The sequence below is a fragment of the Streptomyces sp. AM8-1-1 genome (genome assembly GCF_032229325.1).
GTDB classification, from domain to species: domain Bacteria; phylum Actinomycetota; class Actinomycetes; order Streptomycetales; family Streptomycetaceae; genus Streptomyces; species Streptomyces achmelvichensis.
In genome coordinates this window covers 5169116-5182393 of record NZ_CP135086.1, presented here as the reverse complement: position 1 = coordinate 5182393, position 13278 = coordinate 5169116, and the positions used below count along the sequence as shown (strand labels likewise).

Annotated in this window: 15 protein-coding genes, 1 tRNA gene and 1 riboswitch; of the genes, 5 read left to right on the top strand and 11 right to left on the bottom strand. The window is 70.0% G+C overall.

The window, feature by feature from the left end; genetic code table 11:
- Nucleotides 1-23: 23 nt before the first annotated feature.
- The 4 genes from RPQ07_RS23355 to RPQ07_RS23340 all read right to left on the bottom strand — a co-directional run bounded on the left by RPQ07_RS23355 (nt 24) and on the right by RPQ07_RS23340 (nt 3443).
- The gene (locus RPQ07_RS23355) at nt 24-719 is read right to left on the bottom strand and encodes a DUF1707 SHOCT-like domain-containing protein (protein ID WP_413777847.1); all 696 of its coding nucleotides are present in this window, start codon (nt 717-719) and stop codon (nt 24-26) included.
- A 62-nt stretch (nt 720-781) separates the two neighbouring features.
- Nucleotides 782-1753, bottom strand: a complete 972-nt coding sequence (locus tag RPQ07_RS23350; protein ID WP_313948993.1) for an ATP-binding cassette domain-containing protein — start codon at nt 1751-1753, stop codon at nt 782-784.
- A gap of 81 nt (nt 1754-1834) precedes the next feature.
- Nucleotides 1835-2611: an ABC transporter permease gene (locus tag RPQ07_RS23345; RefSeq protein WP_391847026.1), complete on the bottom strand. Its 777-nt coding sequence runs from the start codon at nt 2609-2611 to the stop codon at nt 1835-1837.
- Nucleotides 2612-2642: 31 nt separating this feature from the next.
- Nucleotides 2643-3443, bottom strand: a complete 801-nt coding sequence (locus RPQ07_RS23340) for an ABC transporter permease (protein WP_313946127.1) — start codon at nt 3441-3443, stop codon at nt 2643-2645.
- 227 nt (nt 3444-3670) lie between these two features.
- Between RPQ07_RS23340 and RPQ07_RS23335 the strand changes: the two genes are divergently transcribed.
- The gene (locus RPQ07_RS23335) at nt 3671-6076 is read left to right on the top strand and encodes a transglycosylase domain-containing protein (RefSeq protein WP_313946126.1); all 2406 of its coding nucleotides are present in this window, start codon (nt 3671-3673) and stop codon (nt 6074-6076) included.
- A gap of 57 nt (nt 6077-6133) precedes the next feature.
- Here the strand turns inward: RPQ07_RS23335 and RPQ07_RS23330 are convergent, their stop codons facing one another.
- The 3 genes from RPQ07_RS23330 to RPQ07_RS23320 all read right to left on the bottom strand — a co-directional run bounded on the left by RPQ07_RS23330 (nt 6134) and on the right by RPQ07_RS23320 (nt 7341).
- Nucleotides 6134-6454, bottom strand: a complete 321-nt coding sequence (locus RPQ07_RS23330; protein WP_313946125.1) for a multidrug efflux SMR transporter — start codon at nt 6452-6454, stop codon at nt 6134-6136.
- A 32-nt stretch (nt 6455-6486) separates the two neighbouring features.
- Nucleotides 6487-6550, bottom strand: a riboswitch (guanidine-III (ykkC-III) riboswitch).
- A gap of 70 nt (nt 6551-6620) precedes the next feature.
- The gene (locus RPQ07_RS23325; protein WP_313946124.1) at nt 6621-6977 is read right to left on the bottom strand and encodes a co-chaperone GroES; all 357 of its coding nucleotides are present in this window, start codon (nt 6975-6977) and stop codon (nt 6621-6623) included.
- Nucleotides 6978-7020: 43 nt separating this feature from the next.
- Nucleotides 7021-7341 carry a DUF3618 domain-containing protein gene (locus tag RPQ07_RS23320; protein ID WP_313946123.1) on the bottom strand — a complete coding sequence of 107 codons (321 nt, stop codon included), beginning with the start codon at nt 7339-7341 and terminating at the stop codon, nt 7021-7023.
- 126 nt (nt 7342-7467) lie between these two features.
- Between RPQ07_RS23320 and bcp the strand changes: the two genes are divergently transcribed.
- From bcp to RPQ07_RS23300, 4 genes are all read left to right on the top strand, one after another.
- Entirely contained in the window at nt 7468-7935 is a 468-nt protein-coding gene (gene bcp, locus RPQ07_RS23315; protein ID WP_313946122.1) for a thioredoxin-dependent thiol peroxidase, read from the top strand.
- A gap of 138 nt (nt 7936-8073) precedes the next feature.
- Complete coding sequence (gene proP / locus RPQ07_RS23310) at nt 8074-9570, top strand: glycine betaine/L-proline transporter ProP (RefSeq protein WP_313946121.1); 1497 nt, start codon at nt 8074-8076, stop codon at nt 9568-9570.
- 164 nt (nt 9571-9734) lie between these two features.
- Entirely contained in the window at nt 9735-10769 is a 1035-nt protein-coding gene (locus RPQ07_RS23305; protein ID WP_313946120.1) for an HNH endonuclease signature motif containing protein, read from the top strand.
- Between the two features lie 31 nt (nt 10770-10800).
- Nucleotides 10801-10886, top strand: a tRNA-Leu gene (locus RPQ07_RS23300).
- 80 nt (nt 10887-10966) lie between these two features.
- Here the strand turns inward: RPQ07_RS23300 and rdgB are convergent.
- The 4 genes from rdgB to RPQ07_RS23280 form a co-directional block, all read right to left on the bottom strand.
- Nucleotides 10967-11569, bottom strand: a complete 603-nt coding sequence (gene rdgB, locus RPQ07_RS23295) for an RdgB/HAM1 family non-canonical purine NTP pyrophosphatase (RefSeq protein WP_313946119.1) — start codon at nt 11567-11569, stop codon at nt 10967-10969.
- Nucleotides 11570-11577: 8 nt separating this feature from the next.
- On the bottom strand, nt 11578-11964 hold the full coding sequence (locus tag RPQ07_RS23290) for a hypothetical protein (RefSeq protein WP_313946118.1): 387 nt from the start codon (nt 11962-11964) through the stop codon (nt 11578-11580).
- Nucleotides 11965-12068: 104 nt separating this feature from the next.
- On the bottom strand, nt 12069-12803 hold the full coding sequence (gene rph, locus RPQ07_RS23285; protein WP_313946117.1) for a ribonuclease PH: 735 nt from the start codon (nt 12801-12803) through the stop codon (nt 12069-12071).
- Nucleotides 12804-12889: 86 nt separating this feature from the next.
- The gene (locus RPQ07_RS23280; RefSeq protein ID WP_313946116.1) at nt 12890-13123 is read right to left on the bottom strand and encodes a PTS glucose/sucrose transporter subunit IIB; all 234 of its coding nucleotides are present in this window, start codon (nt 13121-13123) and stop codon (nt 12890-12892) included.
- Between the last annotated feature and the right edge of the window lie 155 nt (nt 13124-13278).

The window sequence follows — 13278 nt, the reverse complement described above, 5'->3', positions numbered from 1 at the left end:
ATCGAACCCAACTCCCGGAGGAATCAGCCCAGTTCCTTGCGGCCGCCCCCGTCGCCCTTCTTCAGCCGGCCGCTCTCGCCGCCCTGCTCCAGGCGCTCCCGCTCCGCCGCGCGTTCCGCCTTGAGGCGCTGCTTCTCGGCCTTGCGGAGCTTGCGCTCGACGCCCACCCCGCCCATCAGCGCGAAGCCGGTGATCCGTACGCGCGGTGCCGTCGGGTCCGGCTCCGACTCGCCGTCGCCCTCCTCGCCGAAACCGCCCATGAAGCCGATGCCGTTGACCTCGACGTTCAGGTCGGGCGGTACGACGATGTGGACCCCGCCCATGATGGCGAAGCAGCGGATCACGGTCTCCCGGTCCTCGAACCGCGCCTCACGCAGGTCGAGTTCGCCGCCACCCATCATCGTGAAGCTGGTGAACAGCCGCGGGACCGTCCAGGTGCCCTTGCGGCTGAAGCCGCCCCAGAACGCGAACGCTCCCTTGGAGGTCGCGGGCCCACCGATGCGGTCGGCCCACCGTCCGGAGCCCGCCGCCACCGGAGCCACGGTGGGGGCGCCCGTCAGCGGGAGGTCGCTGACCAGGGGCACCAGCTCACCGTGCGTACGGGCCTTGTAGGTGGCGTCGAGGCGTTCCTCGAACTCCTCCATGTCCAGCCGCCCCTCCGCCACCGCGTCTCGGAGCCGTTCGGCAATCCGTTCGCGCTCGGCGTCGGAGGCGCGCATCTCAGGGAGTTCGCTCATGCGGGCAGAATATCCAGCGCGGCGCCCGGCTCCCAGCGCTGGGGCTACAAGCCCGGGCGCTCGGCATACATTTTGGCGATCACGGCCTCGATGTCCGGCTCGCGGACCGACAGATCGACCACGGGGTACTTGTCGGCGAGCGCGGCCACCAGCGGCGCGGCCGACTGGGACGCGGGGAACGCCAGCCACTGGCGGGGTCCCTCGACCTTGACGGTACGAGCCGATTCCAGCTCCACCGGCGGCAGTTCGCGCTCCAGGTCGACCACCAGCGTCCGCTCGCTCTCGCCGATCTCGTGCAGCCCGGCGAGCGCTCCGTCGTACATCAGCCGGCCGTGGTCGATGACCATCACGCGCTTGCACAGCTGCTCGATGTCCGTCAGATCGTGGGTGGTCAGCAGGACGGTGGTGCCGCGCTCGGCGTTCAGGTCGAGCAGGAACTCACGGACCTTCGCCTTGGAGATCACGTCGAGCCCGATGGTCGGCTCGTCGAGGTAGAGCACCTCGGGATCGTGCAGCAGAGCGGCGGCGATGTCGCCGCGCATGCGCTGGCCGAGGGAGAGCTGGCGTACGGGGACGTCCAGGAGGTCGGCCAGGTCCAGGAGTTCGACGCAGCGGTCGAGATTGTCGCGAAAGCGCCGGTCGGGTACGCGGTACATCCGGTGCACGAGCCGGTACGAGTCCTTCAGCGGGAGGTCCCACCACAGGGTGGTGCGCTGGCCGAAGACGACGCCGATCCGCTGGGCGAGCCGGGTGCGCTCGCGGGAGGGGTCGATGCCGGCGACCCGCAGCCGTCCGGCGCTGGGGGTGAGGATGCCGGTGAGCATCTTGATGGTGGTGGACTTGCCGGCGCCGTTCGGCCCGATGTAGCCGACCATCTCGCCGCGCGGCACCCGGAAGCTGATCCCGTCGACGGCCCGCACCTGGTGCTTCACCCGGCGCAGCCGGCCTGCCTTGCGGCGGACGTCGAAGACCTTCTCGATGCCGTCGAGTTCGATGAAGGCGGCGGTCTCGGCGATCGCCGTGGTCCCGGCAGTCGCCGAGGTCGCCGTGGTCTCCGCCGTGTTCGTGCTCTCCGCGGTCTCTGCGTGCTCCACAGTTCAGCTCCCTGTGCTCCGGTACGAACGGAGCCCGACCCGCCACGCGAACCCCGCCAGCCGGCAGCACACGGCGGCGACCACCGGTGGCAGGAAGGCGAGCCAGTGGGGCAGGTCGAGCGGATAGGGCCGCCCCAGCACATACAGCGCGGGCAGCCAGTTGACGAAGGCGAGGGGCACCACGAAGGTCACCCCGCGCACCAGGTCCTTGGCGAAGAGCGTCGGCGGATACTGCAGCAGGGTGTTGCCGCCGTACGTGAACGAGTTCTGCACCTCGGACGCGTCCTGCGCCCAGAACTGGAAGGCGCCTCCCGCCACGAAGACCGAGGAGAAGATGGCCGCGCCGCTGAGCAGCATCATCGGCACCATCAGGATCCGCAGAGGCGTCCAGTCGACATCCACGGTCAGCAGTCCGTAGCCGAGGACCAGCAGGCCCTGGGTGATCCGGCCGAGGCGGCGCAGTGCGAACCGGTCGGCCGCGACCTGGGCGAGCACCGGCGCGGGGCGTACCAGGAGGACATCGAGCGTGCCGTCGCGCACCCGGCGGCCGAGGCGGTCCATGGAGCCCATCACGAGGTCGGCGATTCCGAAGGCGGTGCCGGTCGCCCCGTACAGGAGGGCGATCTCGCCCAGGGAGTAGCCGCCCAGCGCGTCGACGTGCGAGAACATCAGCAGGATCGTGACGAAGTCGAAGGCGGTGGCCGCGAGGTTCCCGAAGGCGGTCAGCAGGAAGGACGTGCGGTAGGTCATCGTGGAGCGGATCCACATCGCGGCGATCATGCGGTAGGTCCGCAGTCCGGCGGTGAGCGTCTCAACCACCCTGGACCACCACCCTGCGGGTCGCGACGGACTGGAGGACGCGCCCGGCACCGAGCAGCGCCACGGCCCAGCCGCACTGGAAGGCGTAGGCGCCCAGCAGTCCCCAGCCGGTGTGCTTGCCGAGGAAGACATCGGCGGGAACCTGGAGGAGCGAGGACCAGGGCAGGGCCCGGGCGATGTCGCCGAGCGTGCCGGGGAAGAGGTTGAGCGGCAGCAGCATCCCGGAGAAGAACAGGCCCGCGAGCCAGCAGATCTGGATGACGCCGGCGCCGTCCATCAGCCAGAACGCGGAGAGGGCGACCAGGAAGCGCAGGGCGAAGCTCACGACCACGCCGAGCGTCACCGAGACGAGGAAGGCGATCCAGGTCAGCGGGGAGACCGGCAGCGCCAGGTCGAAGGCGAGCGCGCCGAGGATCATGGGGACGATGCCGCGGCCCATCAGATGGAAGGCGGCCCGGCCCAGGTCGCCCGCGAGCCACCACAGTTGGAGGTCGGCGGGCCGGTAGAGGTCGATCGCGATGTCGCCGGTGCGGATGCGTTCGATCATCTCGTCCTCGAAGCCGCCGCCCATCATGGCGCAGGTCATCAGCAGCGCCTGGCCGAGCCACACGAAGGTCAGGGCCTGGGAGACGTCGTATCCGCCGAGGTGGGGGCGCTGGTCCCAGAGGGCGATATAGGTGTACGCCATGATGAAGCCGAAGACGGTGTTGGTGAACACTCCTGCCACCGTCGCCACCCGGTACGTCGCATAGCGCCGGAACCCACCGACGGCAACGACCGCATACAGCCGCACGTCTCCCCCTTCGCCCGGTGACGCCGGACGGGAGCGGCGACACCAAAGCGCCCGACCCTAGCGGTGTCGCGAGACCCGCCGCGAGCCCTTTTCCGGCGGGAGGTCCGAAAGCTGCCCCCCGGACCGCGAGCCCTTTTCGGGCGCGGGGTCCGAAAGCTGTCCCCCGGAGAGATGCCGCGTTCCGTCGGATCCGAGGGATATGCGCGTGAAAAGGGCAGTATGGCCGTATGAGTGTGGAGCCGCAGCACGGCTGGAACCCCAGGGACGCGACCGCGGTCGGACCGGCGCCCCTCCCGGAGAAGAGGAACCGCAGGCGTACGGGCTTCCGCCGGCTCCTCCCCACCTGGCGGATGCTGCTCGGCGGAATCCTCCTCGTCGCCCTGCTGCTGATCGGCGGCTTCATCGCCGGCTACCTGCTCGTCGACATCCCGCCCGCCAACGCCGCGGCCACCTCCCAGTCCAATGTCTACCTCTACGAGGACGGCAGCCAGATCGCCCGCGACGGCGAGGTCAACCGCGAGAACGTGAAACTCTCGCAGGTCCCGCTGACGGTCCAGCGGGCCGTACTGGCCGCCGAGGACCGGGACTTCTACTCCGAGCGCGCCGTCGACCCGAAGGCCATGGTCCGCGCCGCCTGGAACACCGTCACCGGCAAGGGCCGGCAGTCCGGCTCCACGATCACCCAGCAGTACGTCAAGAACTACTACCTGGGCCAGGAGCAGACGGTCTCGCGGAAGTGGAAGGAGTTCTTCATCGCGATCAAGCTCGGCCGCGAGCAGAGCAAGAGCGAGATCCTCGAGGGCTACCTCAACACCAGCTACTTCGGGCGCAACGCGTACGGCATCCAGGCCGCCGCCCAGGCCTACTACGGCACGGACATCGAGGAGATCGACACCGCCCGCGGCGCGTACCTCGCCTCGCTGCTCAACGCCCCGAGCGCCTACGACATCGCCACCCACCCCGAGAACCGGGCCGCCGCGCTCGGCCGCTGGAACTACACGCTGGGCGGCATGGTCAAGAAGAGGTGGCTGAGCCCGGCCGACCGCGCCGCGCTCACCTTCCCCCTCCCCGAGCGGGCCAAGCCCGCGACCGGCCTGTCCGGGCAGCGCGGCTACATCGTCCAGGCCGTCGAGGACTACCTCACCGGCAACGACATCATCGACGAGAAGACGCTCGCCCTCGGCGGCTACCGGATCACCACCACCCTGGAGCGCGCCAAACAGACCGCCCTCACCGAGGCGGTCGACGACCAGGTGACGTCCAAGCTGAGCGACACCCGCAAGGCCGACCGCAACGTCCGCGTCGGCGGCGCCTCGATCGACCCCGCCTCCGGCAAGGTCGTCGCCCTGTACGGCGGAGTCGACTACACCCGCCAGTACGTCAACAACGCGACCCGCCGCGACTACCAAGTCGGCTCCACCTTCAAGCCGTTCGTCTTCACCTCCGCCGTCGAGAACGGCTCGGTCACCCAGGACGACCGCCCCATCACGCCCAACACCGTCTACGACGGCACCGACCGGCGGACGGTCGAGGGCTGGAGCGGCAGGCCGTACGCCCCCGAGAACGAGGACGGCCACTCCTACGGCCCCATCACCGTCCGCACCGCCACCGACAAGTCGGTCAACGCGGTCTACGCGCAGATGGCCATGGACGTCGGCCCGGCCAGGGTCAAGCAGACCGCGATCGACCTCGGCATCCCGGCGAGCACCCCGGACCTCACCGCATCGCCGTCCATCGCCCTCGGCCCCGCGACGGCCAGCGTGCTCGACATGACGAGGGCGTACGCCACGCTCGCCAACCACGGCCGGCACGGCGCCTACACCCTGGTCCAGCGGGTCAGCAAGGACGGCCAGGAGGTGCGGATGCCGAAGAAGAGCGCCGGACAGGTCGTCAGCCGGGAGGCCGCCGACACGACCACCTCGATCCTGCAGAGCGTGGTCGAAGGCGGCACCGGGACGGCGGCCCAGTCCGCCGGGCGCCCGGCGGCGGGCAAGACCGGGACCGCCGAGGAGGACAAGGCCGCCTGGTTCGCGGGCTACACCCCGCAACTGGCGACCGTGGTCGCGGTGATGGGCCAGGATCCCGTGACCGGAGCGCAGAAACCGCTGTACGGGGCGCTGGGGCTGCCGCGGATCAACGGCGGCGGGGCGCCGGCGAAGATCTGGGGCCAGTACACCGGCACCGCCCTGGAGGGCTCCGAGATCGTGGAGTTCGACCTGGAGCTGGAGGAGGGCGCGCAGGAGGAGCTGCCGCCGTCCGATGCGGAGTCCCCCACCGAGTCGTCACCGGCGTCGCAGTCCCCCGGGCAGACACCGTCGCCCGGCGGAAGCCCGAGCACGACGCCGGGACCGGGGATCGGCGAACCGACGGGCGCTGGTCAGACCGCGGGTGAGACAGGGGGGCAGACCGCGGGGCCGCCCACCGGGGGCGACACCCGCGGCGGCACCGGCGGCGACGAAGGCACCGCGGGACGGCCCGGCGGACAGACGAGCGGGGGCGGGACCGGCGGCGGCACCGAAGGAGCGACGACCGGAGGAGCCGGAGACAGCCGGCCCACCGGCGCCGGCGGCGACCCGGGCGGCGCCGGCGGAGGCGCGGGCAGCACCCCCAGCCGACCCGTACGGCCGCAGTGACCCGATGTCGTCTTCGGTCCGCTCCGGTCCACCTCGGTGGGTCGCGACCGCTTGGTCTCAGTGACCCGAGGTCGCCTTCAGTCCGACCACCGCGACCAGCAGCAGACAGACGAAGAAGATCCGCGCGGCGGTCACCGGTTCATGGAGCACGATCATGCCGACCACGGCGGCACCCGCCGCACCGATGCCGACCCACACCCCGTACGCCGTGCCGATGGGCAGCGTCCGGGCGGCGTGCGAGAGCAGCAGCATGCTGGCGACGATCCCGAGACCGGTGAACACGCTCGGCCACAGCCGGGTGAACCCGTCGGTGAACTTCATCCCGATCGACCAGCCGACTTCGAGCAGACCGGCGACAACCAGCAGAACCCAGGCCATGACGGCACCTCCGAGACGCGGAACTTCAACGGGGTGCGTCGTCTTTGCCAGCCCGGTACGGCGCGTCTCGTCGGGGTGTCTCCACGGTAGCAAAGGGCAGACAGAAGGGCCGGTGACCTCGGTCACCGGCCCTCTCGTCACTACAGGCCCACGCGGCTCGGCAGAGCTACAGGTAGAGCCCGGTGGAGTCCTCGGAACCCTGGAAGCGGTCGGCCGCCACCGCGTGCAGATCCCGCTCACGCATCAGCACGTACGCCACACCCCGTACCTCGACCTCGGCACGGTCCTCGGGGTCGTACAGCACCCGGTCGCCCGGTTCCACGGTCCGTACGTTCTGCCCGACCGTCACCACCTCGGCCCACGCGAGGCGCCGGCCGACCGCCGCGGTCGCCGGGATGACGATGCCACCGCTGGAACGCCGCTCGCCCTCCGGGATGTCGGTCCGCACCAGTACGCGGTCGTGCAGCATCCGGATGGGCAGCTTGTCGTGCTGCTGGCTGGGCTCATGGCTGTTGGCGCTCACACCTCGAACCTACCTGTCCGGGGCCGATCCGTACGCCCGAGGGTCACCCGCGGCGCCTGCGCGCGGACAGGGTGAGGAGTCCCACCAGGCCCACGACCACCACGGCCACCGGAACGAGCCGCTCCAGGCGGGGTGCGCCGTCCTCGCGGACGAACTGCGCCCGCACATCGAACACCGTACGGTTAACCGCCACGAAGGCGCGTCCCGCAGTCCGGTCCACCGTGGAGGCAACCTTCGCCTTCGCGTCGCCGATGACCGTCTTCGGGTGCACTCGCACACCGATCTCGTCCAGCGTCTCGGCAAGCTGGTCGCGCCGGCGGACGATGTCCGCCTCGATCTGCGCAGGGGTCCTCGCGTCCGACACCGCGCTGCCTCCGTCGTCGTGTCCGGTAGTCCTTCCTCGACAGTCTGTCAGCTCGGCGGCCCCCGCACCCCACGGCACCCCCATTACGCTCGACGGCGTACATCCGCACGCCTTCCGAGGAGAACCATGAGCGAGCGACTCCAGCCCGGCGACCCCGCACCCGACTTCACCCTGCCCGACGCCGACGGCAACGAGGTCTCGCTGGCGGCGCACAAGGGCCGGAAAGTGATCGTCTACTTCTACCCGGCGGCGCTCACCCCCGGCTGCACCAAGCAGGCCTGCGACTTCACCGACAACCTGGAGCTGCTGACGGGCGCGGGATACGACGTCATCGGCGTGTCGCCGGACAAGCCGGAGAAGCTCGCCAAGTTCCGCGACAAGGAGAGCCTGAAGGTCACGCTGGTGGGCGATCCGTCGAAGGAGACCCTGGAGGCCTACGGCGCCTTCGGCGAGAAGAAGCTGTACGGCAAGACCGTCACCGGGGTCATCCGCTCGACGATCGTCGTCGACGAGGAGGGCAAGGTCGAGCGGGCGCTGTACAACGTCAAGGCCACCGGCCATGTCGCAAAGATCATCAAGGATCTCGGCATCTGAGCCACCCGCTCCCGTCGGCGGCTGTGTGACCGAGGTCCCCGTCACAGGGGACCTCGGTTTCGCAGGGCCCCGGTTTGCAGGCGCCACGATCGAGAAGGTGTTCTTCTGGATTTCAGCACCCAGGAGAGGAACCCGTTCATGGCGGCCACCGGCCCGGAGACACCGGTCGATCCCCAGGCGGTCAGACGCCACCGGATACTTTTCCGCACCATCGCCAAGCGGAAGAACCCCAAGCTCAGGCGTACGGACATCACCGTCACCGACGAGGCGGCGGTCAAGCGGGCCACGAAGGCGGCGTCGCTCGGTAACGCCATGGAGTGGTTCGACTTCGGGATCTACAGCTATCTGGCAGTGACCCTGGGGCATGTCTTCTTCCCCTCCGAGAACGACACCGCGCAGCTGCTGTCCTCCTTCGCGACCTTCGCCGTCGCCTTCCTCGTCAGGCCTCTGGGCGGCATGTTCTTCGGCCCCATGGGCGACCGGATCGGGCGCAAGAAGGTCCTCGCACTGACGATGATCCTCATGGCGATCGGCACGCTCGCGATCGGCCTGATCCCCTCGTACGCCTCGATCGGCTTCTGGGCCCCGGTCCTGCTGATCTTCTTCCGGCTGGTGCAGGGCTTCTCCACCGGCGGTGAGTACGGCGGAGCGTCCACGTTCATCGCGGAGTACGCGCCCGACAAGCGCCGGGGGTACTTCGGCAGCTTCCTGGAGTTCGGCACGCTCGCGGGCTACGTGGGCGCGGCCGGCCTGGTGACCCTGCTGACGGCCTGGCTCGGCTCGGACACCATGGAGGCCTGGGGCTGGCGCCTGCCGTTCCTGGTGGCGGGCCCGCTCGGCCTGGTCGGTCTGTATCTGCGGCTGAGGCTGGACGAGACACCGGCGTTCAAGAAGCTGGAGGACGAGAGCGCGCACGCGTCGGAGGCCGCCGACACGATCGAGACCTCGACGAAGGGCGACCTCGCCAAGATCTTCAGGGACTACTGGCCGACGCTGATCCTGTGCATCGCCCTGGTCGGCGCGTACAACGTCACGGACTACATGCTGCTGTCGTACATGCCGACCTATCTGTCGGACGAACTCGGCTACAGCGAGACGCACGGGCTGCTGATCCTGCTGGGCGTCATGGTCCTGCTGATGCTGATGATCAACATGGTGGGCAAGCTGAGCGACCGCTTCGGCCGGAAGCCGCTGCTGATGGCGGGCATGCTCGGCTTCCTGATCCTCTCGCTCCCCGCGTTCCTGCTGATCGGCCAGGGCAGCATCCCGGCGATCGTCGCGGGCATGCTGATGCTGGGCCTGTCGCTGCTCTGCCTGCTCGGCACGATGTCGGCGGCGCTCCCCGCGCTGTTCCCCACACCGGTCCGCTACGGCTCCCTGTCGGTCGGCTACAACCTGTCGGCGTCCCTCTTCGGCGGGACGACCCCGCTGGTGATCACGGCACTGATCAGCGTCACGGGCAGCAATCTGATGCCGGCGTACTACTCGATGGCGGCGGCGCTGGTGGGGGTGATCGCGGTGGCGTGCATGAAGGAGACGGCTCAGAAGCCCCTGGACGGCTCGCCTCCGGCGGTGGGCACGAAGGAGGAGGCGGCGGAACTGGTCCACGCGCAGGCGGCGGAGCCGAAGTTCTGACCTGCTGACGGGGACGACGTGGCTGGGGAAGGGCCCGCACCGGGACGACGGGGTGCGGGCCCTTCTGGCTGCGCGTCTCGCTTCCGCGATCGGGTGTGACTCTCCGACGGACGGTTCGTTGGTCAGTGCGAGGGACGAACGGACAGCCGGATCGGGGAGGGGCGATGGCAGTGAGGTACACACGGGAACGACTCGCGGAGGCGGTCGCCGCGACACACGGTTGGGCATCTCTGATCCGGTACCTGGGGCTCAAGGAAAGCGGCGGTCAGCGGCGGGTCCTTCAGGAGAAGGTCGCGGAACTGGGCCTGGACACCAGCCACTTCGGCCGGCGCAGCGTCTGGCGTAAGTACCCGGACGAAGCCATAGCCGCGGCAGTGGCATCGTCGGGCACACTGCGTGAAGTGGTGTGCAAGCTCGGCATCACCCCCGCCCCCGGCGCGATGACGCACATCGGACGGCGCATCGAATCCGCCGGGATCGACATCCGCCACTTCAAGGGCGTGGGCCGCCGGCCGGTGGACCTGCCCTGCACGTTCGATGAACTGGCCGCCGCCGTCCGCAGCAGCGGGAGCATGCGCGACCTGGTCCAGGAACTCGGCGTACCGGACGACCGCCGGACCCGCGCGGCCCTGGGGCGCGTGCTCAAGGAACAGGGCATCGACACCGGTCACTTCCGCCATGCGCGCATCGCCGTCCCGGACGAGGCGCTGCGGGCGGCTGTGCCGAAGGCGACCGGCTACGCCGAGGTGATGCGCCTTCTGGGCCTGACCGTGAACGCCACGAACCACCGGCGGCTACGGCGTACGGTCGCCCGGCTCGGGCTCGACACGTCCCACTTCGCACGGCGCCCTTGGGCCTCGGCGCGTCCGGCGGCGCCTCGCCGTGTCGCACCGGACGTGCTGCGCGTCGCTGCGGCCGGTTCCGCGCGGGTGACCAGGGACCGGCTGCACCGGGCGCTTCAGGAGATCGGCGTCCCCTACCGGTGTGTGTCGTGCGGCAACCGGGGCGAGTGGCTCGGGCGGCCGGTCACCCTGCAGATCGATCACATCAGCGGGGACTGGCTCGACAACCGCGCCGCAAATCTCCGCTACCTCTGCCCGAACTGCCACGCCCTGACCGACACATGGTGCCGCGGCCGCGGGAGGAATCGCCGATCTCCTGAAGCACCCGGTCCGCGCCTGAATCTCGGTGTCCTGTGAACCACGGGCCGGTTACCATGGCAGGCGGCTCGCGGCGGTGGCGCAGGTGGTTGACGCAGCAGACTTAGGATCTGTGGCCCGTGAAACGGCTTGAGGGTTCGAATCCCTTCCGCCGCACCCTGAACGGCCTGTGAATCGCGCTGATTCACAGGCCGTTTCTGTGTCCGACCTGTCCGGTCCGTCCGGTGGCCGGGCGGTCAGCCCAGCAGCTCCCGCACCACCGGCACCAGTGCCCTGAACGCCTTGCCCCGGTGGCTGATCGCGTTCTTCTCGGCCGGGGTCAGTTCCGCGCACGTACGCGTCTCGCCCTCCGGCTGGAGGATCGGGTCGTAACCGAAGCCGCCCGTGCCCTGCGGGGTGTCACGCAGCGTGCCGCGCAGTTGGCCCTCGACCACCCGTTCCGTGCCGTCGGGCAGCGCGAGCGCGGCCGCGCAGGCGAAGTGGGCGCCCCGGTGCGCGGGCGCGATGTCGGAGAGCTGGGCCAGCAGCAGGCGGAGGTTGGCGGCGTCGTCGCCGTGGGTGCCCGCCCAGCGGGCGGAGAAGATGCCGGGGGCGCCGCCGAGGACGTCGACGCAGAGTCCCGAGTCGTCGGCGACGGCCGGCAGGCCGGTGGCCCGCGCCAGCGCGTGGGCCTTGAGCAGGGCGTTCTCGGCGAAGGTGACGCCGGTTTCCCTGACGTCCGGGATGTCGGGGTACGCATCCGCGCCGACGAGGTCGTGTGGCAGACCCGCGTCGGCGAGGATGGCCCTGAGTTCGGTGATCTTCCCGGCGTTGCGGGTGGCGAGGATGAGACGGGTCATGCCCCCGATTATCCGGGCGTGCAGACCTTGCCGATCTCGGCGGCCGCGTTCGTGACCGGCGTGATGTCCGGAGTGGCGTCGCCGCCCTCGATCGCCTTGCGGACGTTGCCGACCCCGGTGCCGAGGTCGTCGACGGCCTTGCTCAGGTCGGCGTTGTCCGTCTTGTCGCCGAGGCTGTCGAGTTCCCTGTCGATGTCGTCGAGTGCCTCACGCGCCTGCGTGGGGTCGTCGGCGGCGGTGGAGACGGCCTTCTGGAGCTTGTCCACGCTGGTGGCGATGGCGTCGGCCGTCTCGACGCAGTCGAGAGCCTTGTCGAGTGCGCTGCAGCCGACGGTGATCGGTATGACCAGTGCGGCGGTGGCGAGTGTGAGTGCGATGCGGCGGCGCGCAAGCATGGAACGGTCCCTCCCCGGATACGGCCGGGCGCACGGTTCGGCCCGTGCGCCCGTGACTTCAACGACGCCTACAAGGGCGTTCTTGGTTGCTTCTTTACTCTGCTTTACCCAGCAGTCCGATCGAGCGCCGTGCGCTGGAGCGCGGCGAGGTCGGCGCAGCCGCCGGTGGCGAGGTCGAGCAGGGCGTTGAGCTCCTTGCGGTCGAACGGCTCGGCCTCGGCGGTGCCCTGCACCTCGACGAAGCGGCCGTCGCCGGTGCAGACGACGTTCATGTCGGTCTCGGCGCGCACGTCTTCCTCGTAGCAGAGGTCGAGGAGCGGGGTGCCGTCCACGATGCCGACGCTGACGGCGGCGACGGTGCCGGTGAGCGGCTGTCGGCCGGCCTTCACCAGCTTCTTGCCCTGGGCCCAGGTGACGGCGTCGGCGAGAGCGACGTATGCCCCGGTGATCGCCGCGGTGCGGGTGCCGCCGTCGGCCTGCAGGACGTCGCAGTCGAGGACGATGGTGTTCTCGCCGAGGGCCTTGTAGTCGATGACGGCGCGCAGCGAGCGGCCGATGAGCCGGCTGATCTCGTGGGTGCGGCCGCCGATCTTGCCGCGTACGGATTCGCGGTCGCCGCGGGTGTTGGTGGAGCGCGGGAGCATCGAGTACTCGGCGGTGACCCAGCCTTCGCCGCTGCCCTTGCGCCAGCGGGGCACGCCTTCGGTGACCGAGGCGGTGCAGAAGACCTTGGTGTCGCCGAAGGAGACGAGGACGGAGCCCTCAGCGTGCTTGCTCCATCCGCGCTCGATGGTGACCGGGCGGAGCTGTTCGGGGGTGCGGCCGTCGATTCGAGACATGCCGCTGAGCCTATCGGTCGCGCGGGAGGGCCCCGTTCCGGGCGGAACGGGGCCCTCTGCGTGCGGTGCCGACCGGGGTCAGCGGGTCACATCATGTCTTCGATGTCGGCGGCGATGGGGTCGGCGTCGGTGCCGATGACGACCTGGATCGCGGTGCCCATCTTGACGACGCCGTGTGCGCCGGCGGCCTTGAGCGCGACCTCGTCGACCTTGGCCGGGTCGATGACCTCGGTGCGGAGACGGGTGATGCAGCCCTCGATCTCCTCGATGTTCTCGATCCCGCCGAGCCCGGCGACGATCTTCTCAGCCTTGCTGGCCATGTCTTCTCCCTGCGTTCGAAGAGCGCCCGCACAGGCGCTCAGCGCTGCCCCGGCCGCCATGGGTCCGTTTTGTCACGGTAACGCACGGTTGGCCCATCTTCACGGGCGGGTAACCGGGACGTACCGAAAGATGACGATCACCGGCGCCCTGTCCC